This window comes from Bradyrhizobium sp. USDA 3315 (assembly GCF_054056795.1).
Genome location: NZ_JBSRYP010000001.1, coordinates 4,277,753 through 4,300,983 on the forward strand (window position 1 = coordinate 4,277,753; position 23,231 = coordinate 4,300,983).

At 65.7% G+C, this 23,231-nt stretch carries 14 protein-coding genes; 7 read left to right on the forward strand and 7 right to left on the reverse strand.

Annotation, left to right across the window (positions count from 1 at the left end):
- Positions 1-23: 23 nt before the first annotated feature.
- The 5 genes from kdpB (at position 24) to ACVIYL_RS19760 (ending at position 6,679) form a co-directional block, all read left to right on the forward strand.
- A complete protein-coding gene (gene kdpB / locus ACVIYL_RS19740; protein WP_456779532.1) occupies positions 24-2,135 on the forward strand; it encodes a potassium-transporting ATPase subunit KdpB in 2,112 nt (703 codons plus the stop codon).
- 113 nt (positions 2,136-2,248) lie between these two features.
- Complete coding sequence (locus ACVIYL_RS19745; protein ID WP_253607417.1) at positions 2,249-2,854, forward strand: K(+)-transporting ATPase subunit C; 606 nt, start codon at positions 2,249-2,251, stop codon at positions 2,852-2,854.
- Positions 2,855-2,893: 39 nt separating this feature from the next.
- Positions 2,894-5,605, forward strand: coding sequence for a sensor histidine kinase (locus ACVIYL_RS19750; protein ID WP_253607419.1), 2,712 nt, complete (start codon positions 2,894-2,896; stop codon positions 5,603-5,605).
- Positions 5,602-6,291 carry a response regulator gene (locus tag ACVIYL_RS19755; protein ID WP_028342451.1) on the forward strand — a complete coding sequence of 230 codons (690 nt, stop codon included), beginning with the start codon at positions 5,602-5,604 and terminating at the stop codon, positions 6,289-6,291. Before ACVIYL_RS19750 ends, ACVIYL_RS19755 begins: the two co-directional genes overlap by 4 nt.
- 148 nt (positions 6,292-6,439) lie before the next feature.
- The gene (locus ACVIYL_RS19760) at positions 6,440-6,679 is read left to right on the forward strand and encodes a DUF6496 domain-containing protein (protein WP_456779533.1); all 240 of its coding nucleotides are present in this window, start codon (positions 6,440-6,442) and stop codon (positions 6,677-6,679) included.
- Between the two features lie 110 nt (positions 6,680-6,789).
- Here ACVIYL_RS19760 and ku read toward each other — a convergent pair whose 3' ends face one another.
- A complete protein-coding gene (gene ku, locus ACVIYL_RS19765) occupies positions 6,790-7,677 on the reverse strand; it encodes a non-homologous end joining protein Ku (RefSeq protein WP_456779534.1) in 888 nt (295 codons plus the stop codon).
- Between the two features lie 116 nt (positions 7,678-7,793).
- On the opposite strand from ku, the gene ligD reads away from it, so the two are divergent.
- Positions 7,794-10,436 carry a DNA ligase D gene (gene ligD, locus ACVIYL_RS19770; RefSeq protein WP_456779535.1) on the forward strand — a complete coding sequence of 881 codons (2,643 nt, stop codon included), beginning with the start codon at positions 7,794-7,796 and terminating at the stop codon, positions 10,434-10,436.
- Between the two features lie 79 nt (positions 10,437-10,515).
- Here ligD and ACVIYL_RS19775 read toward each other — a convergent pair whose 3' ends face one another.
- Positions 10,516-10,680 (reverse strand): DUF3309 family protein, encoded by a 165-nt coding sequence (locus ACVIYL_RS19775; RefSeq protein WP_076823921.1) that lies wholly within the window; start codon positions 10,678-10,680, stop codon positions 10,516-10,518.
- A gap of 168 nt (positions 10,681-10,848) precedes the next feature.
- On the opposite strand from ACVIYL_RS19775, the gene ACVIYL_RS19780 reads away from it, so the two are divergent.
- Positions 10,849-11,157 carry a polyhydroxyalkanoic acid system family protein gene (locus tag ACVIYL_RS19780; RefSeq protein WP_456779536.1) on the forward strand — a complete coding sequence of 103 codons (309 nt, stop codon included), beginning with the start codon at positions 10,849-10,851 and terminating at the stop codon, positions 11,155-11,157.
- A gap of 9 nt (positions 11,158-11,166) precedes the next feature.
- Here the strand turns inward: ACVIYL_RS19780 and treY are convergent, their stop codons facing one another.
- From treY to treS, 5 genes are read right to left on the reverse strand one after another with little or no spacing between them, the layout of a single operon-like run.
- On the reverse strand, positions 11,167-13,947 hold the full coding sequence (treY, locus tag ACVIYL_RS19785) for a malto-oligosyltrehalose synthase (protein ID WP_456779537.1): 2,781 nt from the start codon (positions 13,945-13,947) through the stop codon (positions 11,167-11,169).
- Between the two features lie 4 nt (positions 13,948-13,951).
- The gene (gene treZ, locus ACVIYL_RS19790) at positions 13,952-15,703 is read right to left on the reverse strand and encodes a malto-oligosyltrehalose trehalohydrolase (protein WP_456779538.1); all 1,752 of its coding nucleotides are present in this window, start codon (positions 15,701-15,703) and stop codon (positions 13,952-13,954) included.
- A complete protein-coding gene (glgX, locus tag ACVIYL_RS19795) occupies positions 15,700-17,772 on the reverse strand; it encodes a glycogen debranching protein GlgX (RefSeq protein ID WP_168856920.1) in 2,073 nt (690 codons plus the stop codon). The genes treZ and glgX overlap by 4 nt, the downstream gene beginning before the upstream one ends.
- A gap of 3 nt (positions 17,773-17,775) precedes the next feature.
- Complete coding sequence (glgB, locus tag ACVIYL_RS19800; protein WP_168856921.1) at positions 17,776-19,923, reverse strand: 1,4-alpha-glucan branching protein GlgB; 2,148 nt, start codon at positions 19,921-19,923, stop codon at positions 17,776-17,778.
- On the reverse strand, positions 19,920-23,225 hold the full coding sequence (gene treS / locus ACVIYL_RS19805) for a maltose alpha-D-glucosyltransferase (protein ID WP_253607431.1): 3,306 nt from the start codon (positions 23,223-23,225) through the stop codon (positions 19,920-19,922). The genes glgB and treS overlap by 4 nt, the downstream gene beginning before the upstream one ends.
- Positions 23,226-23,231 lie beyond the last annotated feature (6 nt).

The following is a 23,231-nucleotide window of genomic DNA, read 5'->3' on the forward strand; positions in this document are numbered from 1 at the left end:
TCGAATTGTCCGGAGTGACAACCATGGAAACCACAAGACTGCAAAAGCAGGTGACGGCGTCGACCATGTTCGACCCGAAGATCCTGGTGCCGGCGATCCGCTCGGCCTTCGTCAAGCTCGACCCCCGGCTGATGGCGAAGAACCCCGTGATGTTCGTGGTCGAGGTCGTGGCCGCGTTGACCACGGTGATCTTCGTCCGCGACCTCGTCACCGGCAGCGCCAATCTAGGCTTCACCTTCCAGATCATCCTCTGGCTCTGGTTCACGGTGCTGTTCGCCAACTTCGCCGAGGCCGTCGCCGAAGGCCGCGGCAAGGCGCAGGCGGAATCGCTGAAGAAGACCCGCACCGAGAGCCAGGCCAAGCTGCTCACCGGCACCGACCGGACCTATCGCGTGGTTCCCGGCACCTCGCTGAAGGTCGGCGACGTCGTGCTGGTCGAGGCCGGCGACAACATCCCGTCCGACGGCGAGGTGATCGAAGGCGTGGCCTCGGTCAATGAAGCCGCGATCACGGGTGAATCCGCGCCCGTGATCCGCGAGTCCGGCGGCGACCGTTCCGCGGTCACCGGCGGCACCCAGGTGCTGTCGGACTGGATCCGTGTCCGCATCACCGCAGCCCAGGGCTCGACCTTCATCGACCGCATGATCAAGCTGGTGGAGGGCGCCGAGCGGCAGAAGACGCCGAACGAGATCGCGCTCAACATCCTGCTGGCCGGCCTCACCATCATCTTCGTGTTCGCGACGGTGACGATCCCGAGCTATGCGGCCTATGCCGGCGGCTCGATCTCGGTCGTGGTGCTGGTGGCGCTGTTCGTGACGCTGATCCCGACCACGATCGGCGCGCTTCTGTCGGCGATCGGCATCGCCGGCATGGACCGCCTGGTGCGCTTCAACGTGCTGGCGATGTCCGGCCGCGCGGTGGAGGCTGCCGGCGACGTCGATACGCTGCTGCTGGACAAGACCGGCACCATCACGCTCGGCAACCGCCAGGCGACCGCATTCCGTCCGATCCGCGGCGTCGCCGAGCAGGACCTCGCCGACGCGGCGCAGCTTGCCTCGCTGGCCGACGAAACGCCGGAAGGCCGCTCGATCGTGGTGCTCGCCAAGGAGAAATACGGCATCCGCGGCCGTGACATGCATGAGCTTGCCGCGACCTTCGTGCCGTTCACCGCGCAGACCCGCATGAGCGGCATCGATGCAGGCACGTCGTCGGTCCGCAAGGGCGCGGTGGACGCGATCCTGGCCTATGTCGACGGCGGCTCGCCCCGCACCGTCGCCTCGGGCAACACCGTCCGCGCGGTCGCGGCGACGATGAGCGCCGAAGCGCGCGAGATCCAATCGATCGCCGACGAGATCGCCAAGGCCGGCGGCACGCCGCTGGCCGTCGCCAAGGACGGCAAGCTGCTCGGCGTCGTGCATCTCAAGGACATCGTCAAGGGCGGCATCCGCGAGCGCTTTGCCGAATTGCGCCGCATGGGCATCCGCACCGTGATGATCACCGGCGACAATCCGATGACCGCCGCGGCGATCGCGGCCGAGGCCGGTGTCGACGACTTCCTGGCGCAGGCAACCCCCGAGGACAAGCTCAAGCTGATCCGCGACGAGCAGTCCAAGGGCAAACTGGTCGCGATGTGCGGCGACGGCACCAACGATGCGCCGGCGCTCGCTCAGGCCGATGTCGGCGTCGCCATGAACACCGGCACGCAGGCCGCCCGCGAGGCCGGCAACATGGTCGACCTCGATTCCAACCCGACCAAGCTGATCGAGGTGGTCGAGATCGGCAAGCAGCTGCTGATGACCCGCGGCGCGCTGACCACGTTCTCGATCGCCAACGACGTCGCGAAGTATTTTGCGATCATCCCGGCGATGTTCCTCGCGTTCTATCCGCAGCTTCAGGTGCTGAACGTGATGCACCTGGCGAGCCCGCAGAGCGCGATCCTGTCGGCGATCATCTTCAACGCGCTGATCATCATCGCGCTGATTCCCTTAGCGCTGAAGGGCGTCAAGTATCGCGCGGTCGGTGCCGGCGCGCTGCTCGGCCGCAACCTGATGATCTATGGCTTGGGGGGCATCATCATCCCGTTCATCGGCATCAAGGCGATCGACCTCGTCGTCGCCGCCTTGGGCCTGGCTTAACCACAACGTCATTGCGAGGAGCGAAGCGACGAAGCAACCCATCCATCCGTTATGCCGATCCATGGATTGCTTCGCTTCGCTCGCAATGACGAAGGAGATTTAGGAGACCTGTCATGTTGAAAGAAATCCGCCCCGCCATCCTCGTGCTGGTCCTGCTGACCGCGATCACGGGCCTTGCCTATCCTCTCGCCATCACCGGCATCGCCGGCGTCATCTTCCCGCGGCAGGCGCAAGGCAGCCTGATCGAGCAGGATGGCAAGGTGATCGGCTCCGCCCTGATCGGGCAGGAGTTCAAGGAGGACAAATATTTCCATGGCCGGCCGTCGGCGACGGTCGCGCCCGATCCGAACGATTCCACGAAGACCGTGCCGTCGCCCTACAACGCGGCCAATTCCGGCGGCTCCAACCTCGGCCCGACCAGCAAAGCGCTGAACGACCGGGTCAAGGAGGATGTCGAGAAGCTGAAGGCGGAGAACCCGTCCGCCAGCGTGCCGGTCGATCTTGTGACCACGTCGGGCAGCGGGCTCGATCCGGACATCTCGCCGGACGCCGCGCTGTTCCAGGTGCCGCGGGTCGCCAAGGCGCGCAGCATGTCCGAGGACGCGGTGCGCGAGCTGGTGACGCAGAACACGCAGGGCCGCTTCGCCGGCGTGATCGGCGAGCCCCGTGTTAACGTTCTTGCGCTCAACCTGGCGCTCGACGCGGCAAAGCCGAAATAGGGGAGTAGGCTGCCCCTCGCAGGATGACTATATTGCGGTATGGCCAATCAGCGCGACCCTGATAAACGACCCTCGCCGGATGCGCTGCTGGAGGCGGCGCGTCGGGAGACCGATCGATCGGGGCGGCTGAAGATATTCATCGGCGCCGCCCCCGGCGTCGGCAAGACCTACGAGATGCTCTCGAGCGCTCACGCCCGCCTCAAGGCGGGCGTCGACGTCGTGGTCGGCGTCGTCGAAACCCACGGCCGGGTCGAGACCGAGACGCTGCTCAGGGGTCTCGAGGTGCTGCCGCGGAAGCGGCTGACCTATCGCGACCAGACGCTCGAAGAGATGGACCTCGATGCATTGATCGCGCGGCGGCCGCAGCTCGCGCTGGTCGACGAACTCGCCCATACCAACGCGCCGGGCAGCCGGCATCCCAAGCGCTATCTCGACGTCGAGGAGCTGCTGTCGCACGGCATCGACGTCTATACCGCGATCAACATCCAGCACATCGAGAGCCTCAACGACGTCGTCGCGCAGATCACCCATGTGCGGGTGCGCGAGACGGTGCCGGACTCGGTGGTCGATCGTGCCGATGCGATCGAGCTGATCGACCTGACGCCCGACGATCTGATCCAGCGGCTGAAGGAGGGCAAGGTCTACGTGCCCAAGCAGGCCGAGCGGGCGCTGGAACACTACTTCTCGCCCGGCAATCTGACCGCGCTGCGCGAGCTGGCGCTGCGCCGCACCGCCGAGCGGGTCGACGAGCAGCTGCTCAATCACATGCAGGCCAATGCGATTGCCGGCCCCTGGGCCGCCGGCGAGCGCATCCTCGTGTGCCTGAGCGAGGATCCGCGCGCAGCCGGCCTCGTGCGCTACACCAAGCGTCTCGCCGACCGGCTGCATGCGCAATGGACCGCGGTCAGCATCGAGACGCGGCGCAGCCTGCAACTTTCCGACGAGCAGCGCGATCGGCTGGCCGACACCATGCGGCTCGCGGAATCGCTCGGCGGCGAGGCGCTGACGCTGCCAGGCGTCGGCCGCCGCATCGCCGACGACATCATCAATTTCGCCCAGGCCAACAACGTCACCCAGATCATCATCGGCAAGTCGACGCGCTCGCGCTGGTTCGAGCTGACGCATGGATCCGTGGTGCACGATCTGGTGCGCCGCGCCGGCAATATCAGCGTCAACGTGATCGCCGGCGACGAGCTGCCGGTCGGCAAGGCGGCGGTGCAGACCGCGCAGCGGCAGGAGCCGTTCAATCCGCGGCCCTATCTGATGGCGCTGCTGCTGGCGGCGCTCGGGCTCGGCGCGGCCAAGCTGATCCAGCCGTTCTTCGGCATCGAGAATGTCGACCTGGTCTTCCTCACCGCCGTGGTCGGCGCCGCGGCGCGCTACGGCCTCGGGCCGTCGTTGCTGGCGAGCGTCGCGGCCTCGCTGTGCTACAATTTCTTCTTCCTGCCGCCGGTCTATACCTTCACCATCACTGACCCGACCAATGTCGCGGCGTTCTTCTTCTTCATGCTGATCGCGCTGCTGGTCTCCAACGTCGCGGCGCGGGTGCGCACCCAGGCTGACACCGCGATCAGCCGCGTCCGCACCACCGAATCGCTCTACGCCTTCAGCCGCAAGCTTGCCGGCACCGCGACACTGGACGACGTGCTGTGGGCGACCGCCTACCAGATCGCGCTGATGCTCAAGGTGCGCGTGGTGCTGCTGCTGCCGGAGGACGGCATGCTGACCGTCAAGAGCGGCTATCCGCCGGAGGATCAGCTCGATCAGGCCGATCTCGCCGCCGCCAACTGGGCCTGGGGCAATGACCGCCCGGCCGGCCGCGGCTCCGACACGCTGCCGGGCGGAAAGCGGCTGTTCCTGCCGATGCGCACCGGCCGCGGCCCGATCGGGGTGATCGGCATCGACGACGACCGCACCGGGCCCTTGCTGACGCCGGACCAGCGCCGGCTGCTCGATGCGCTGGTCGATCAGGGCGCGCTGGCGATCGAGCGCGTGCTGCTGGTCGAGGACATGGATCGCGTCAAGCGCACGGTGGAATCCGACCGGCTGCGCGGCGCGCTCCTGACCTCGATCTCGCACGATCTCAAGACGCCGCTGGCCTCGGTGCTCGGCTCGGCCTCGGCGCTGCGCGACCTCGGCGCCAACCTGAGCGATGCGCAGAAGCACGATCTGCTCGCCACCGTGATCGACGAGTCCGAGCGGCTGAATCGGTTCATTGCCAATCTGCTCGACATGACCAAGCTGGAATCCGGCGCGATCGTGCCGAACACGGCGCGCCATGATGTCGGCGAGATCGTCGGCAGCGCGCTGCGGCGGGCGAGCAAGATCCTGGTGCATCACCGGGTGTCGCTGGAGCTCGCGGCTGATCTGCCGATGCTGGAGCTCGACGCCGTGCTGTTCGAGCAGGTGCTGTTCAACCTGCTCGACAACGCTGCCAAATACGCCCCGTCGGACACCACGATCTCGATCCGCGGCGCCCGCGACCGCGACACGATCGCACTGCAGATCCTCGACGAAGGCAACGGGATTCCCGCGGCCGAGCTCGAAAGCGTGTTCGACAAATTCTATCGCGCCGAGAAGGGCGACCATGTCCGCCCCGGCACCGGCCTCGGGCTTGCGATCTCGCGCGGCTTCGTCGAGGCGATGCGCGGCACGATCGCGGCGGCCAACCGCGCCGACCGCAGCGGCGCCGTTATTACGATCCGCCTGCCGATCCCCGCCGACACCAACGCGCTGGACACTGCTGCATGAACGCCACGCCGATCAAGGTCCTGGTCATCGACGACGAGCCGCCGATCCGCAAGCTGCTGCGGATGGGGCTGAGCACGCAGGGCTACGACATTCTCGAGGCATCCAACGGCAAGCTGGCGCTGGAGATGCTGGCCGAGGGGCCGGCGCTGATCATCCTCGACCTCGGATTGCCCGACATCCAGGGCCACGATCTCTTGCGCATGATCCGTGGCCGCAACGAGAGCGTGCCGATCGTGGTGCTGTCGAGCCGCGGCGACGAGGCCGGCAAGGTGCAGGCGCTCGACCTCGGCGCCGACGACTATCTGACCAAGCCGTTCGGCATGGACGAATTGCTGGCGCGGCTGCGCGCGGCGCTGCGGCACCAGTTGCAGGTGCAGGGTGAGCGGCCGGTGTTTCGCTCCGGCGATCTTTCAGTCGATCTGGTGCGCCGGATCGTCAAGGTCGGCGACAGGGAGATCAAGCTGTCGCCGAAGGAATACGACCTGTTGCGCGTGCTGGTGCAGCATGCCGGCAAGGTGCTGACCCACCGCTTCCTCTTGAAGGAATTGTGGGACGAGCTGACCGACGCGCAATATCTGCGCGTCTATGTGCGCCAGCTACGCCAGAAGATCGAGGCCGACCCGGAGCGTCCGCAATTCGTGCTGACCGAGACCGGCATCGGCTATCGGCTGCGCGCGGCGGACTAACATGTAGCCCGGATGAGCGAAGCGATATCCGGGGCACCTCCCGCATGTCGCTGCGCTCATGCGGGCTACGTTGGTGCCGTCGCCCGACGACACCAAACGGAACTTTCGCTGCCATCGAGGCTTGTTTTCCGTTAGCGGGAGACAAGCCATGGCAAGGAAATATTCGCGGAAGGCATCGGGCGATGTCGAGCGTGCGATGAAGAAACGCAAGGCCGGCACGCTGCGCAGCGGCCGTTCCAAGAAGAAGGTGAAGAGCCGCAAGCAGGCGATCGCGATCGGCTTGTCCGAGGCGCGCGCCAAGGGCAGGAAAGTGCCGAAGAAGTCGTCGAAGAAGACGGCGAAGAAGCGGAAGACGACCAAGAAGCGGAAGAGCTCGAAGAAGAAGTAGGGCAAGCTGCCTGCTTTCGTCATGGCCGGGCTTGACCCGGCCATCCACGTCGTTCTGACCAAGTCGATGGATGCCCGGGTCAAGCCCGGGCATGACGAGTGGAATTTGCCTCACCCCGCCTGGCGTCGCCGCGCGCTTGAGCGGTGCGCCTTCTTGGCGGCGCGGCGATGCGCGGTCGGGCGGCGCGCGGTGGAGCGCGAGCGCCTTGCGCCGCTCTTGCCGCCCTTGAGGCTCTGCTGCAGCGCGTCCATCAGGCTCACGACGTTGCTTGGCTTCTCCGCGCGCTCGGCGGCCTTGATCGGCTTGCCGGCTGCCTTGCGGCGGACCAGGGCCTTCAGCGCGGTCTCATACTCGTCCTTGAATTTCGACGGATCGAAATGCGCGGCCTTGCTGTCGAGGATATGGCCGGCGAGCTCGATCATGTCCTTCGTGACCTTCGGGCTCTTGATGTCGTCGAAATAATCGTCGGCATCGCGCAGCTCGTAGGGGTAGCGCAAGGTGGTGCCGAGCATGCCCTTGTCGAGCGGCTCGATCGCTATCACATGCTCGCGGTTGGTCAGCACGATCCGCGCCAGCGCGACGCGGTCCTGATCCTTCATGGCGTCGCGGATCACCGCGAACGCGTCGACGCCGGCCTTGCCGTCGGGCCTGATGTAGTAGGGGTGGTCGAGATAGCGCTTGTCGATCTCGCCCTCGGGCACGAAGCTGTCGATGTCGATGGTATGGTTGCTCTCGATCTGCACCGCTTCGAGCTCGTCCTTCTCGATCTCGACATATTTGCCCTTGCTGACCTCGTAGCCGCGGCCCTTCTGATCGCCCTCGACAACGTCGCCGGTCTCGGTATCGACCATCTGCTGCTTCAGCCGGTTGCCGGTCTCCCGGTTGATCATGTGGAAGCGGGTCTTCTCGACCGCGGTCGAAGCCGGGTAGAGCGCCACCGGGCATGACACCAGCGAGAGCTTGAGCGTGCCTTTCCAGTGGGCGCGGGGAGCGGCCATGATCGCCTCCAAACAGCTTGAGTTTGGAACTTGAACGGATACCGTGGGTTTTGGTTCCTGATGGCCGCACGGAGGCGGCGGCCGTCGTTTGCGCCGAGGGTTTGCCGAGGTTTGTTGTGTCGCTGAGAAACCTGTCCACCTATCGCAAGAAGCGCGACTTCGAGAAGACCAACGAGCCGTCGGGCGACGTCAAGGTCGCACCCAGCAAGCAGCGGCGCTTCGTCATCCAGAAGCACGACGCGACGCGGTTGCATTACGATCTGCGGCTCGAATTCGACGGCGTCTTCAAGTCCTGGGCGGTGACGCGCGGGCCCTCTCTCGATCCGCATGACAAGCGGCTGGCGGTGGAGGTCGAGGATCATCCGCTCGACTATGGCGATTTCGAAGGCACCATTCCCGAAGGCCAGTACGGCGGCGGCACCGTGCAGCTGTGGGATCGCGGCACCTGGGAATCGGACGATCCCGAGCGCGGCTTCAAGAAGGGCGACCTGAAGTTCACGCTTGAGGGCGACAAGCTGCACGGCAGCTGGGTGCTGGTGCGGATGAAGGGCGACCGCTTTGGCGGCAAGCGCACCAACTGGCTCCTGATCAAGCACCGCGACGAATATGCCGTTGACGGCAACGGCGAGGAGATCCTCGACGAGGACCGTTCGGTCGCCTCCGGACGCTCGATGGCGCAGATCGCGGCCGGCAAGGGCCGGGCGCCGAAGCCGTTCATGCTGGCCAAGGGCAACGGCAAGGCCAAAGCGGACGCGGTCTGGCAGTCCAACCATGGCATGGCTGCGGACGCGCGCGCCAGGACCAAGGCGCCGGCGCCCAAGGAGCGGCTGAAAGTGGCGCGGCAGGCGAAACCGAAGCAGGTATCGGAGATGCCCGATTTCGTCGCGCCGCAGCTCTGCGCCGCGGTGGAGTCTCCACCCAACGGAACGGGCTGGTGCCACGAGATCAAGTTCGACGGCTACCGCGTACAGTTGCGTGTCGAAGACGGCGAGGCCGTGCTGAAGACGCGCAAGGGGCTCGACTGGACCGCCAAGTTCGGCGCGATCGTAAAGGAGGCGGAGAAGCTGCCCGACGCGCTGATCGATGGCGAGATCGTCGCGCTCGACAAGAACGGCACGCCGCATTTTTCGACGCTGCAGGCCGCGCTCTCCGACGGCAAGACGGATCGGCTGATCTTCTACGCGTTCGACCTGCTGTTCGCCGGCACTGAGGACCTGCGCCCGCTGCCGCTCGCCGAGCGCAAGACGCGGCTGAAGCAATTGCTCGCGGCGCGCAAGGGCAAGAACCACCTGATCCGCTATGTCGAACATTTCGAGCAGCGCGGCGAGGCGGTGCTGGAATCCGCGCGCAAGCTCGGCCTCGAAGGCATCGTCTCCAAACGGCTCGACGGCGCCTACCTTTCCAGTCGCTCCGACGACTGGACCAAGGCAAAAATCCGCGCCGGCCATGAGGTGGTGCTCGGCGGCTGGAAGACCACCAATGGCAAATTTCGCTCGCTGATGGCGGGCGTCTATCGCGGCGATCATCTGGCGTTTGTCGGCATCGTCGGCACCGGCTTCGGCCAGGACACGGTCCGCCGCATCATGCCGGCACTGAAGGCGGCGGAGGCGGACAAGAACCCGTTCGGCGGCAAGGACGCGCCGAAGAAGACCCGCGACGTGCACTGGCTCAAGCCGGAGCTGGTCGCCGAGATCGAGTTTGCCGGCTGGACCGACGCCGGCAATATCCGCCAGGCCGCCTTCAAGGGCCTGCGCCAGGACAAGCCGGCGCACGAGGTCGAGGCCGAGCGGCCGGTTGTAACCAAAGTGGTGAAGCCGATGGCCAAGGGCGTGGCGAAGAAGGGCACCGGGAAGGCGTCCAGCGAGGTGATGGGTGTCGTCATCTCGCACCCGGACAAGGCGCTGTGGCCCGATGCGGGCGATGGCGAGCCGGTGACCAAGCTCGACCTCGCGAACTATTTCGAGGCGGTCGGCGAATGGATGATCTCCTATCTCAAGGGCCGGCCGTGCTCGATCGTGCGTGCGCCCGACGGCATCAAGGGCGAGACCTTCTTCCAGCGTCATGCGATGGCCGGCACATCAAAACTGCTCAAGCTTGCGAAGGTCTCGGGCGACCGTAAACCCTATTTGCAGATCGACCGGATCGAGGGCCTGGCAGCAGTCGCGCAGCTCGGCGGTCTCGAGCTGCATCCCTGGAATTGCGCGCCCGATGCCTATGACACGCCGGGCCGGCTGGTGTTCGATCTCGATCCCGCGCCCGATGTTGCATTCACCGACGTGATCGACGCCGCCAAGGACATGCGGCAACGGCTGACCGCGGTCGGCCTCGAAAGCTTCTGCAAGACCACCGGCGGCAAAGGTCTGCACGTCGTCACACCGCTGCTCGCAGGCAGCAGGGACAAGGTGACGTGGAAGGAGGCCAAGGCGTTCGCGCAGGCGGTCTGCCAGTGGATGGCGCAGGACGATCCCGAGCGCTATCTGATCAACATGTCCAAGGCCAAGCGCACGGGAAAGATCTTCCTCGACTATTTGCGCAACGACAGGATGTCGACGGCGGTCGCGGTGTTGTCGCCGCGGGCGCGGCCGGGGGCGACGGTGTCGATGCCGCTGACCTGGCCGCAACTGCGCGGTGATCTCGATCCGAAGAAATTCACGCTGCGCACCGTGCCGGCTTTGCTCGCGAAGACGAAGGCTTGGGATGGCTACGAGGACGCGGCCTCGTCGATCAAGTCGGCGATGAAGAAGCTCGCGGCCAAGTAAGCGCCGTCCAACGAAGCACCACCCGCTTTCGCGGGTGATGCTGGTCGTCGATATCGGCAGGACGCAACGCTACCAAGGGCTACAGTCGTCCCATCAGGAGCAGGATCAGCAGAATCACGACGACCAGGCCGAGCCCGCCGCCGCCGTAATAGCCGGTACCGTAAAACGGTCCGCCGCCGATGCCGCTGAAGCCGCCAAGCAGCGCAATGACCAGGATGATGAGAATGATCGTTCCAATTGACATCTAGCGTCTCCTCAGCCCCGCGGGCCCGTCTCGTTTCTGCCCTTCGGGAAGGAAAACAACCCGTAACTGTGAAGGTTCCGGAGTTGGCGCTGCGATAAACCTGTGTGGTTCTTCCGTTTGCCTTGGAACAGAACTACATCAACCAAATCCATGGAGGAGTGCATCGCAATGTCGGCGCCGCTGATCGTTTCGATACCCCATAGCCTCGGCCGCGACGAGGCGATGCGCCGCTTGAAAACGGGCCTGTCGCGCGCGACGGCGAACCTGCCGGTCATGAGCGTCGACGAGGAGCGCTGGGACGACAACCGGATGAGCTTTCGCGTCCGGGCGCTGGGGCAGGTCGCAGCCGGGCATGTCGATGTCGAGGAGTCCCATATGCGGGTCGAGGTGACGCTGCCGTGGCTGCTGCAACGGTTCGCCGAGGTCGCGCAGGCGGCGATCCGCAAGCGCGGGCAATTGCTGCTGACCAAGCGCTGACGCAGGACGTCAGGCGTGCGAGCGGGCCGGCCTTGCGGTGCGTTTCGTCCCCGCGACCTTTGTCTTGAGCACGGCAACCGGCAGATTGCCGAACAGTTCCGGGAGCTGAATCCGGGTTGCGCCATCCCTGAGCGCATATCCCGTCACGTCGATTTCACCTTCAAAAGCCTCGGGGCGCGGCCAGCTGCGGCCGCCCTGCGTGAACGGGGCGAATGACCTTGCCACCGCAACGATGGCCGCCTCGCGGCCATGGCGCCGCGCGAAGGCAATGACGTGATCGCGGTGCGGGCCGCTGACCGCGAGCGGCATGTAGTCGCCGCTGGTGAACACATCGGCCAGCTCGTTGCGGAGCCGTAGCAGATGCCGCGTCCATGCGAATTTGAGACGGCCGTCGCGCCAGTTTTGCGCCAGCGCATCCCAATCCGGCATCTCCAGCGCGGCGAGCATTCCTGCCCGTTCGGTAAAGTCGACCGGGCGGCGGTTGTCCGGATCGACCAGCGAAAGATCCCAGCTTTCGGTACCCTGGTAGAAATCCGGCACGCCCGGCATGGTTGCCTTCAGCGTGATCTGGCCGAGCGAATTCAGCGCGCCGATCAACGCGGTCCGTTGCGCCAGCGTCCCCAGCGCATCGAGGAATTCCGGCGAGGTCTTGCGATCGAGGATCCGCTCGATGAAGGCTTTCACGCCGGCCTCGTAAGGCTGGTGCGGATTGAGCCAGCTGGTTTCCTGCTTGCCCTCGCGCGCTGCCTTTAGCGCGTAGGCCTGGATGCGGGCGGCGAGCGACGTATCATCGGGATCCCAGGCGCCGAGCAGGGCCTGATACAGCATGTATTCGAACGTCGCCGATGGCGCGCGCATCTCGCCGTCGAGCACGAGATGCGGCGCATTCAGCACTTTCCAGCGCGCCACCGCGCTGGTCCACTCGCCAGGGATTTCCGCAAGCGCCATGATGCGGGTGCGGGCGTCCTCGCCGCGCTTGGTGTCGTGGGTCGCGGTCGCCGTCATGCCGTGCGGCCATTCGCGGGCGCGGGCCTGCATCATGGCGTGAAAGGCCTCCGCTGCGATCGCACCCGCCGCCGGATCGCCGCCAACCTCGTTGAGCGCCAGCAGCCGGTGATAGCGATAGAAGGCGGTATCCTCCAGCGACTTCGCCATCATCGGCCCGGTGAATTGCTGCACCTTCAGCGCGAAGCGTCGCACCCGCGGCGCGCCATGCGGCGGCCGGCCGGGCTGCAAAAGGTCCATGGTCAAGGCATCGCGCAGGAAATCGAAGATACCCTCGTCGGCGGCGAACCAGTCGGCGCGAGCGCGCTCGATGGTCTCGCTGATCAGCGTGCGGTCATGCGCGGCGGGGCCGGAGGCGGTCAGATAGGTCCGATAGACCGGAAAGTGCAGCACATAGAGCTCGAGCGCCTGCCGCAGACTGTCGCCGGAGAAGTCGCGGGTCGAGTAGTGTCCGCTGGCAATGCGCGCAAGCAGCCGCGCCAGCACGGTGAATTCGCTGGTGAGTAGCGTCTCCAGCACGCGTTGCTTGGCCTCGCGCAACACTGGCGTCAGGTTCGGCGACTGGTTGCTGATCTGGCGCCAGATCTCGTTCAGTGGATCGAGGCCGCGACCGTCGACCAGTGCCTGGCTGATCGTGTTCATCCATTCATAGCCGGTGGTGCCGTGAACGCCGCTGAATCTCGGCAGCTTCTCGTGCTCGCCGAGGATCTTCTCGATCACCATGTAGAACGGCCCGGCCTTCGCGCCCTGCGCGGAGCGGATCAGGCGGCGCAGCCGCTGGAAGTATTGCGCGGGATCGCGCAGGCCGTCGATATGGTCGAGCCGCAGGCCCTGCAGCCGGTCTTCGGCGATCAGCCGCTTCACGAGGCTGTGGCTCGCCTCGAAGGTCGCGGCGTCCTCGACCCTGAGGCCGGCCAGCGTGTTGACGTCGAAGAAGCGGCGATAGTTGATGTCGCTGGACGCCAGCCGCCAGTGGCCGAGCTTGTAGTGCTGGCGTTCCAGCAAATGATGCAGGGCCAGCGTCTGGGTCGGGCGGTCCTCGCCGGCGCGATAGGCATCGAGGCCGCGTGCGATGATGTCGGCGCCGCCCTCGATCGCCTTGATCGCCGCCTTCAGCGCCGGCGCTTCGACGCGGTTGGGGCGACGCAGCGCCCGGTATTGCGCGGCGAGCTCGAGCATCGCGCGTCCGGTCGGGCTGTCTTCGGCCGCGGCCTCGCGGACGATGGTGCGCAGCACCTCGCCATAGCGCTCCGGCGCGATCGGCAGGCGGTGCTCGAAATACCAGGCCGAGAAGCTGCCCTCGTTCGCGTCATAGCGCAGCTCGATGTCGCCGCGCTCCAGCGCCTGGCCATAGGACGAACCGAGGATCGGCAGCAGCACGCCGCCGCGCGCGCGATAGGGCAACTGGTCCCAGTCGATGTCGAAGGAGACCGCGTGCGGCGACACCGGTCCCCATTCCAGCACATCGAGCCACCACGGATTGTCGGCGAAGTGAACGCCGACATGGTTCGGCACGAAATCCAGGATCAGGCCGAGATCATGGCGCTTCAATGCGTCGCTCAGCCGCGCAAAGCCCTCTTCGCCCCCGAGCTCCGGGTTGAATTTGGTGTGGTCGACGACGTCATAGCCGTGGGTCGAGCCCTTGCGCGCCTTCATGAAGGGCGACGCATAGACATGGCTGATGCCGAGCGCCTTCAGATACGGCGCCACGCCGGTGGCGGCATCGAAGTCGAAATCGGCAGTGAGTTGCAGACGGTAGGTTGCGATCGGGATCGCCGGAGGCATTGTGCTATCCGATGTGCCAGCGCACCGCCCAGCCGGGGAGGTCGCTCGACAACGCGCCGCCCCAGATCGCAGTTCCCTTCGGCTCCGGTCCATCGGGGATGTCGCGAGCGGACAAATTGGCTGTCAGCCGCAGCGTGCTGCCGTCGCCCATCTGCCAATGCGCCGTCAACAGGTCGCCAGCCACGATGGCATCGCCGAAACGGCACCCTTTGAGCCGGGGCATGATCTCCTGCCGGCGAACGGCGAGCAGGTCGCGCACCAGCGCAAGCCGCGCGCGCGCCGGATCATGGCCGAGCGCCGCCCAGTCGAGCACGGCCGACCGCACCGTTTCGTCGGCAAGCGGGTCGGGAATGTCGTTGCCATATTTGGCATAGGCCCAGGCGAACTCCTTGCGCCGTCCGGCGCGGACGGCATTGGCGAGGTCGCCCTTGAAATCGCAGAAGAACGGGAAGGGCGTCGTCGCGCCCCATTCCTCGCCCATGAACAGCATCGGCGTGGTCGGCGCGATCAGCGTCACCGCCAGCGCCGCCGCGACCGCCGCCGGCCGGGCAATGCTGACGAGACGATCGCCGAGCGGCCGGTTGCCGATCTGGTCGTGGTTCTGCAGGAAGTTGATGAAGCAGGTCGGCGACAGCATGCCGCTCGGCTCGCCGCGGGCCTTGCCGCCCCAGAACTCCGAGACTTCGCCCTGGTAGATGTAGCCGGACGACAGCGCGCGTGCGAGGTCCTGCTTCGGCGCCCGGTAGTCGCCATAATAGCCCTGCGTCTCGCCGGTCAGCAGCACGTGCCAGGCGTGATGATAGTCGTCGTTCCATTGGCCGCGGAATTTGCCGTGCGGCGGATCCTCGGCGGCATCGAGCAGGCTTGCAATGTTGTCGCCGTTTTCGAGCACGAGGTTGATATAACGGCCGGTCTCGGTGGCGAGCTTGCCGGCGGCATTGCTGAAGTCATGGAGCACCGAGACTTCGCCGGCTTCGACGATGGTGTTGACCGCATCGAACCGCAGCCCGTCGAAGCGATAGTCGCGCAGCCAGCTCACGACGCTGCCGATCGCAAACGCGCGCACCTCGGGCACACGATAATCGATCGCGCTGCCCCACGGGGTGTGCGCGTCACTGAAGAAGGACGGCGCATAGCGGCCGAGATAATTCCCCTCGGGGCCGAAATGGTTATAGACCACGTCGAGCATCACCATCAGCCCGCGCAGATGCGCTTCGTCGATCAGGGTCTTGAGGTCCTCGGGCCGGCCGTAGGCGCTGTCGGGCGCGTACCACAGCACGCCGTCATAGCCCCAGTTGCGCTTCCCGGCGAAATCCGCCAGCGGCATCAGCTCGAGCGCGGTGATGCCGGTCGCCACCAGATGATCGAGCTTGTCGATCATGGCGCGATAGGTGCCCTCGCGGGTGAAGGTGCCGACATGGGCCTCGAGGGCGACGGCCTCATGCCAGGGACGGCCGCGCCAGTCCGTCGCGCGCCACTTGAAGGCGGCGTGGTCGATCACCTCGCTCGGGCCGAACACGTCGTCCGGCTGGAATGCGGAGGCGGGATCCGGCACATCGACTTCGTCATCGATGCGGAATTTGTAACGCGTGCCGGCGCGCGCGCCCGGGATCTCGGCGACGTACCAGCCGGCTGCATCGCGCGTGAGCGGATGCGGTTTGTCGATCAGGAGGTCGACGCGCTTGGCCGCTGGCGCCCAGAGCCGGAAGCGCGTGCCGTCAGATGTCAGCTCGGCGCCGAAATGTTGTCTGTTCATGTGGAGCCTGCAAATGCCAGCACCGAGCGCGGGGGTGCCTTGGTATCGGCGCCGGACGCGAATTGCTCAGCCGTTTGCTCGGCCTTGGTCGTGTTCAAGACCTGCCGCCAGCTCTTGTATTCCGCCATCCTCGGCATCCTGAACACGATCTCCTGCGGTGCGGCATTGAGCACGATAAAGATCGGCGCCTGTCCTGGTTCCATCGGCCCCAGCACATAGGCGAGGAATCGGCTCTCCGGGAATTTCCAGTCGGATTCCTTCATCTCCTCCGCTGCCGGCGTCAGCCAGAGCACGCCGTAGCTGCCGTCGGTGCGGCGGCCGTCGAGCCAGCGCTGGCAGCGGATCTGGCCGAAGCGCTGGCGCAGCGCAGTGAGGTGGCCGATGAAATCGATGGCGTCGTCGTCCGTACCGAGGTTCTCCCAGCCGATCCAGCCGGTCTCGTTGTCCTGGCAATAGGCGTTGTTGTTGCCACCTTGCGTGTTCGCGACCTCGTCGCCGGCGAGAATCAAAGGCGTGCCCTGTGCCAGCAGCAGGCAGGCCAGCGCATTCTTCCGCAGCTGCCGGCGCAGTGCGATGATGGCGGGATCGTCGGTCGGGCCCTCATGGCCGCAATTGTTGCTGTGATTGTCGTTGGAGCCGTCGCGATTGTCCTCGCCATTGGCCTCGTTGTGCTTCTCGTTGTAGCTGAAGAGATCGGCGAGCGTGAAACCGTCATGCACCGTGATGTGATTGACGCTGGCGCGGGTCGCGCGGTTGTCGTGGTGAAACAAATCCGAGGATGCGGTCATGCGGCCCGAGATGTCGCCGATCAGGCTGCCTTCGCCGCTCCAGTAGCGCCGCATCGCGCTGCGATAGCGATCATTCCATTCCGACCATTGCGATGGAAACGCGCCGACCTGGTAGCCGCCGAGACCGAGGTCCCAGGGCTCAGCGACCATCTTGGCGGTCGCCAGCACCGGGTCCTGGCGGATCGCGGTGAGGAAGGGGTGGTTGCGATCGAACCCGTTCGGCCCGCGCGCCAGGGTGGTGGCGAGATCGAAGCGGAAGCCGTCGACATGGCAGACCTCGACCCAGTAGCGCAGCGAATCCATCACCATCTGCAGCACGCGCGGATGGGTGAGGTTGACCGAGCTGCCGCAGCCGGTGAAGTCGTCGTAGAAGCGCGGGTTCTCGCGGTTCAGCCAGTAATAGGAGGCATTGTCGATGCCGCGGAAGCACAGCGTCGGGCCCATATGGTTGCCCTCGGCGGTGTGGTTATAGACGACGTCGAGCAACACCTCGATGCCGGCATCGTGCAGCCGCGCCACCGTGGTGCGGAAGGAATCGAGCGCATTGTCCTGGGCGTAGCGCGCCTCCGGCGCGAAGAAGGCGATGGTGTTGTAGCCCCAGTAGTTCGCCAGCTTCTTCTCGACCAGGATACGGTCGTCGATCAGGCCGTGGATCGGCAACAGCTCGATGGTGGTGACGCCGAGCCGCTTGAGGTGGGCGATCATCGCCGGTGACGACAGGCCGCCATAGGTGCCGCGCAGGTTCGGCGGCACGTCCTCGCGCTTCTGCGTCAGGCCCTTGACGTGGGCCTCGTAGATGATGGTGTCTTCCCAGGGGATATGCGGCCGGATCTCGCGGCGGCCCCAGTTGAAGGTCTCGTCGACCACGACCGCCTTCGGCATGCCGCGGGCATTGTCGCGCCGGTCGAACGAAAGGTCCTCGCGCGCGCTGCCGGTGCGGTAGGCGAAATGCGCATCGCTCCATACCAGCCGGCCGGCGAGCCGCTTGGCGTAGGGGTCGAGCAGCAGCTTGTTGGCGTTGAAGCGATGGCCGCGCTCCGGCGCGTAGGGCCCGTAGACGCGATAGCCGTAGAGCTGGCCCGGCGAGACGTCGTTGAGATAGCAGTGCCAGACGTCTTCGGTGCGCTCCGGCATCTCGATCCGCTCGAGCTCGCGGCGACCCTGGCCGTCGAACAGGCACAGCTCCACCTTCTCCGCGTTCGCCGAGAACAGCGCAAAATTGGTGCCTCTGCCGTCCCAGCTTGCACCGAGCCGTGCGGACGTACCCCCGGTCAGTCGCATCAATCAGCTTTCCGGTACGAGGAAGATCGCAGCCAGCGGCGGAATGGTCAGGCTCAGCTCGGGCGTGGCGTCCTCCGATGCGCGCACCTCGCCGACATTGCCGACATTGGTGCCGCCGTAATGCGCGGAATCCGAGTTGAACACCTCGTGCCACTTGCCCGCGAACGGCACCGGGACGCGATAGTTGCGGTAGACGTTGGGTGAGAAGTTCGCGATCACGAGGCAGCGTGCGCGCTCAGCATTGCCCTTGCGGATCCAGGCAAACACGTTGTTGTTGGCATCGTCGGTGATGACCCATTCGAAGCCGGCCTGGTCGCAGTCGAGCTCGTGCAGCGCCGGCAGCGCGCGATAGAGCCGGTTGAGGTCGCGGACCAGGTTCTGGATGCCGCTGTGCCTCGGCTGTTGCAGCAGATGCCAATCGATCGAGTAGTCGTGATTCCACTCGCGTTCCTGGCCGAACTCGCAGCCCATGAACATCAGCTTCTTGCCGGGGTGGCCGAACATGAAGCTGTAATAGGCGCGCAGATTGGCAAAGCGCTGCCAGTCGTCGCCGGGCATGCGGCCGAGGATCGAGCGCTTGCCGTGCACCACCTCGTCGTGGGACAGCGGCAGGATGAAATTCTCCGAGAAGGCGTAGTGCAGGCCGAACAGGATGTCGCCGTGATGGTATTTGCGGTGGATGGGATCCTTGCCGATATATTTCAGCGTGTCGTGCATCCAGCCCATGTTCCACTTGTAGCCGAAGCCGAGCCCGCCATACTCGACGGGACGCGACACCTGCGGCCATGCGGTGGATTCTTCCGCCGCCGTCGTCGCCTGCGGAAAATGCGCGAACAATTCGGTGTTGAAGCGGCGCAGGAAGTCGATCGCCTCGATGTTCTCCCGGCCGCCATATTTGTTCGGAATCCAGCCACCGGCGGGACGGCTGTAGTCGAGATAGAGCATGGAGGCGACGGCATCGACGCGCAGCCCGTCGATGCCGTAGCGATCGAGCCAGAACAGTGCGTTCGACACCAGGAAGTTGGTGATCTCGGTGCGCCCGTAATTGTAGATCAGCGTGCCCCAATCGAGGTGACGGCCCTGCAGCGGATTGGCGTGCTCGTAGAGCGCGGTGCCGTCGAAATTGCCGAGCCCGTGCGGATCATCGGGGAAATGCCCGGGCACCCAGTCGAGCAGCACGGCGAGCCCTGCGCCGTGGCAGGCGTCGATCAGCGCGGCGAAATCGTCCGGCGAGCCGAAGCGGCTGGTCGGTGCGAACATGCCCGTCGGCTGGTAGCCCCAGGAGCCGTCGAACGGATGCTCTGATATCGGCAGGAATTCGACATGGGTAAAGCCCATGTCGCTGGCATAGGCCGGCAGCTGCTCCGCCATCTCGCGATAGGTCAGCCACTCGTTGCGCCCCTTGCGCCGCCACGATCCGAGATGGACCTCGTAGATCGACATCGGCGAGCTCAGCGCGTTGACGCGATCCGGCGCCGGGCGCGGATGCGGGATCTTGCGCTCGTCGATCACGATCGAGGCGGTCTTCGGGCGCACCTCGGCGGCGAACGCCAGGGGATCGGACTTCAGCGGCAGATGCTGGCCGTTGCGCCCGATGATCTCGAACTTGTAGTGGTCGCCGACCCTTGCACGCGGGATGAACAGTTCCCAGTAGCCCGGGCCGCGCACGCGCATCGGATGCCGCCGTCCGTCCCAGAAATTGAAGTCGCCGACCACGCTGACCCGGCGCGCATTCGGCGCCAGCACCACGAAGCCGATGCCGTCGACGCCGTCGAGCGTCATCGGATGCGCGCCGAGCGTGTCGTAGACGCGCTGATGCGTGCCTTCGCCGAGCAGATAGAGATCGAAATCGCTCAGGATCGGCGGAAAGCGGTAGGCATCCTCCAGCTCGACGACGTTGTCGCCGAAACGGGCGCGGAGCTGGTAGCGCGTCGAGCCGTTCGGCAGGGGGCCTGCGAACAGGCCGGCGTCATGGATCCGCGCCAGCTGTGCGGTCTCGCCATGCTCGCCGATCGCCTCGACATTGCTGGCATCGGGCAGGAAGGCGCGCACGACGTTGCGGTCCCCCTCGGGGTGAAGCCCGAGATAGTGGAAGGGGTCGGAGTGGCGGCCCTCGATGATGGCATAGGCCTCGGCGGGCAGTTTGCTCATGCAACCTCATGCGGCTGTTGCGCCAGGATCCTCAGCAGGCCGGTGAGCGGCACCCGCAGCCAATCCGGCCGGTTGGCCAGCTCATACTCGATCTCATAGAAGGCTTTCTCAAGCAGGAAAAAATTGAGCAGGCGGTCGGCCGTCTTGGCGTCGGCGGGCCACAGCCGCTGGCCGGCCACCGTCTCGCGATAGGCCGCCAGCAGGGTATCCGCGGCCTGGTCGCGCCATTCGGCCAAGGCGAGGCTCAGCCGGCCGCTCTCGTCGGGGGAGACCTTGAGCGTGCGTTCCAGCGCGGCGGTCGCCGCATAGTCGATCGAACGGATCAGGCCGGCGACGTCGCGCGCCGGCGGTGCCTTGCGCCGCCGCTCGGCGATGGTGCGGCCCGGTCCGCCGTCGAAATCGATGATGAAGACGTCGTCCTTGACCACCAGCAACTGACCGAGATGCAGGTCGCCGTGATGGCGGATGTTGAACCCGTCGGTTTCTCGCGGCAGCAGTGCCTTGAGCCGCTCCGGCAGCGTGTCGTGCTGGGCCTGCAACTGATCGGCCAGCAGCCGGTCGGCCTCCTTCAGGGAGCCGCGCCGCTGCTTCAGCGTATCGAACACGCGCTCGGCCCGCGCCATGATCTCGTCGGCCCAGCGCTGCAGGTCGTCGGGCTTGGTCGGCTCGGGCGCGAAGTCCGGCAGGTCGCGGTTGCTGGCGAGCGCCAGATGCAGCTCGGCGAGTCGCTTTCCGCTATGCGACATGTGGCGCAGATAGGTGGCCTGGTCGCCGTTCTCCACGGGGTGCTCGCTCACTGTCAGCAGGCGCTGCCGTTCGACCAGGCGGTCGAGGTGTGCGCCTGCGATGGTCCAGAGGTCGCCCTGGTTGACGACCATCGCATGCAGGACGGCGATGGCGCTGCGCTTGTCGCCTTCGATCAGCTCGGCGGTGCCGAGCAAGGCAGGGGTGTTCGGAAAGTTGACCACCTCGGTGAGGAAGCGGCCCATCTCGATCTCCGGATTGATGCCGACCTCGAGCTTGCGGTAGATCTTGGTGACATATTCGTTGTCGACCAGCGCGGTCGAATGCGGCTGATCGTTCTCGAAGACCCGGATGCGCTCCGGCTGCCGCACCGGCCGGTCGGAGAAGCGGCTGGTCGGCCGGAATTCGAGCTTGAGGCCTTGCTCGCCTTCGTCGACCGTGAGGTTTTCCCGCAGGTTGCGCAGGAACAGGCCGGTGAAGATCTGGTCGGTGGCGACATCGAGCAAGGTGCCCTCGCGCGCGCCCTGGCGTATCGCGGCGAATGCGCGCGGATTGTAGCGCTCGCGGTCGAAGCGCACCCACTCGATCTGCATCGGCAGCACGTAGCGGCTGGTGGTGCCGCGCTGCGTGGTCTCGAAGAAGGCGAGCCACGGCCGGTTGTCGCCGATGTCGCAGAACGGGATCGCGGAGACCAGCATCGGCTGGATCGCGCTCGCGGATCGTTCCGGATACCAGCGCGTGCGGGCGAGATGGCCGGGCAGCACGTCGTGCTCGAACACGCCGCGGGTGCGCGCCAGTGACATCCAGGTCGAATTCAGCGGCACCACCAGCGTCTCGAATTCCGGCACCGCGCGCGGCGTCACCGGCTCGGACTTGTCGCGCTCCTGCAGCTGGAACCAGTAGAAGCCGTATGGCGCGAGCGTGATCATGTAGGGCAGCTCGCCGATCGCCGGGAAGCGCGTGCGCCCGAGCATCTCGAGCGGAATGCGGTCCTTGAAGGCGGAGAGGTCGAGCTCGGTGGCCTGCGCCGACCGCGACAGATTGGCGACGCACAGGATCGCCTCACCCTGGTACTGGCGCACATAGGCCAGCACCGAGCGGTTCTCCGGGCGGATGAAGGTCATGGTGCCGCGCCCGAAGGCAAGCGTCGACTTGCGTACCGCGATCAGCCGCTTGGTCGCCGACAGCAGCGACGACAGGCTGCGTGACTGCGCCTCGACATTGACGGATTCATAGCCGTAGACCGGGTCCATGATCATCGGCGCGTAGAGCCGCGCCGGGTCGGCGCGCGAGAAGCCGCCGTTGCGGTCCGGCGACCACTGCATTGGCGTCCGCACGCCGTTGCGGTCGCCGAGATAGATATTGTCGCCCATGCCGATCTCGTCGCCGTAATAGATGATCGGCGTGCCCGGGAACGACAGCAGCAGCGAGTTCATCAGCTCGATCTTGCGCCGGTCGTTGTCCATCAGCGGCGCAAGGCGGCGGCGGATGCCGACATTGATGCGGGCGCGCGGATCGTTGGCGTAAGTCGACCACAGATAGTCGCGCTCGACGTCGGTGACCATTTCCAGCGTCAGCTCGTCGTGATTGCGCAGGAACAGCGCCCACTGGGCAGCGGCCGGAATGTCGGGCGTCTGCCGCAGGATGTCGGTGATCGGAAAGCGGTCTTCCTGGGCGATCGCCATGTAGATGCGCGGCATCAGCGGGAAGTGATAGGCCATGTGGCATTCGTCGCCATGGCCGAAATATTCCTGCACGTCCTCCGGCCATTGATTGGCTTCGGCCAGCAGGATCTTGCCCTTGGCATAGGCGTCGAGCTCCTGGCGCAGCCGCTTGATGATGGCATGCGTCTCCGGCAGGTTCTCGTTGTTGGTGCCGTCGCGCTCGCACAGATAGGGAATGGCGTCGAGCCGGAAGCCGTCGACGCCGGTGTCGAGCCAGCGCTTCATCACCTGCACGATGGCGCGCACCACGCGCGGATTGTCGAAATTCAGGTCCGGCTGGTGCGAGAAGAAGCGGTGCCAGTAGAACTGACCGGCCTCCGGATCCCAGGTCCAGTTCGACTTCTCCGTATCGGTAAAGATGATCCTTGTATCGAGGTATTTCTGGTCGGTGTCGCTCCAGACGTACCAGCTGCGCGCGCTCGAATTCGGCGGGCTGCGGCGCGCGCGCTTGAACCACGCATGCTGGTCCGAGGTGTGGTTGACGACCAGCTCGGTGATGACGCGCAGGCCGCGCTTCTTGGCCTCCTGGATGAAGCGCTTGAAGTCCTTCATCGTCCCGAAATCGGGATTGATGTCGCCATAGTCGCCGATGTCGTAACCGTCGTCGCGGCCGGGCGAGGGATAGAACGGCAACAGCCACAGCGCGGTGACGCCGAGCTCCTGCAGATAGCCGAGTTTCTCCGTCAGCCCCGCGAAGTCGCCGATGCCGTCATTGTTGCTGTCGGCAAATGCCTTGACATGCAGCTGGTAAATGATCGCGTCCTTGTACCACAGCTGGTCCGCAGTCTCGGTTGCGACCTTCTCCTGGGTATTGACGGAGGAGAATACGTTCATGACGGC

What these genes read in the sequence shown, in the direction of transcription:
- kdpB (WP_456779532.1), top strand. Translation starts at nt 24, where the DNA reads ATGGAAACCACAAGACTGCAAAAGCAGGTGACGGCGTCGACCATGTTC.
- ACVIYL_RS19745 (WP_253607417.1), top strand. Translation starts at nt 2,249, where the DNA reads ATGTTGAAAGAAATCCGCCCCGCCATCCTCGTGCTGGTCCTGCTGACC.
- ACVIYL_RS19750 (WP_253607419.1), top strand. Translation starts at nt 2,894, where the DNA reads ATGGCCAATCAGCGCGACCCTGATAAACGACCCTCGCCGGATGCGCTG.
- ACVIYL_RS19755 (WP_028342451.1), top strand. Translation starts at nt 5,602, where the DNA reads ATGAACGCCACGCCGATCAAGGTCCTGGTCATCGACGACGAGCCGCCG.
- ACVIYL_RS19760 (WP_456779533.1), top strand. Translation starts at nt 6,440, where the DNA reads ATGGCAAGGAAATATTCGCGGAAGGCATCGGGCGATGTCGAGCGTGCG.
- ku (WP_456779534.1), bottom strand. Translation starts at nt 7,677, where the DNA reads ATGGCCGCTCCCCGCGCCCACTGGAAAGGCACGCTCAAGCTCTCGCTG.
- ACVIYL_RS19775 (WP_076823921.1), bottom strand. Translation starts at nt 10,680, where the DNA reads ATGTCAATTGGAACGATCATTCTCATCATCCTGGTCATTGCGCTGCTT.
- ACVIYL_RS19780 (WP_456779536.1), top strand. Translation starts at nt 10,849, where the DNA reads ATGTCGGCGCCGCTGATCGTTTCGATACCCCATAGCCTCGGCCGCGAC.
- treY (WP_456779537.1), bottom strand. Translation starts at nt 13,947, where the DNA reads ATGCCTCCGGCGATCCCGATCGCAACCTACCGTCTGCAACTCACTGCC.
- treZ (WP_456779538.1), bottom strand. Translation starts at nt 15,703, where the DNA reads ATGAACAGACAACATTTCGGCGCCGAGCTGACATCTGACGGCACGCGC.
- glgX (WP_168856920.1), bottom strand. Translation starts at nt 17,772, where the DNA reads ATGCGACTGACCGGGGGTACGTCCGCACGGCTCGGTGCAAGCTGGGAC.
- glgB (WP_168856921.1), bottom strand. Translation starts at nt 19,923, where the DNA reads ATGAGCAAACTGCCCGCCGAGGCCTATGCCATCATCGAGGGCCGCCAC.
- treS (WP_253607431.1), bottom strand. Translation starts at nt 23,225, where the DNA reads ATGAACGTATTCTCCTCCGTCAATACCCAGGAGAAGGTCGCAACCGAG.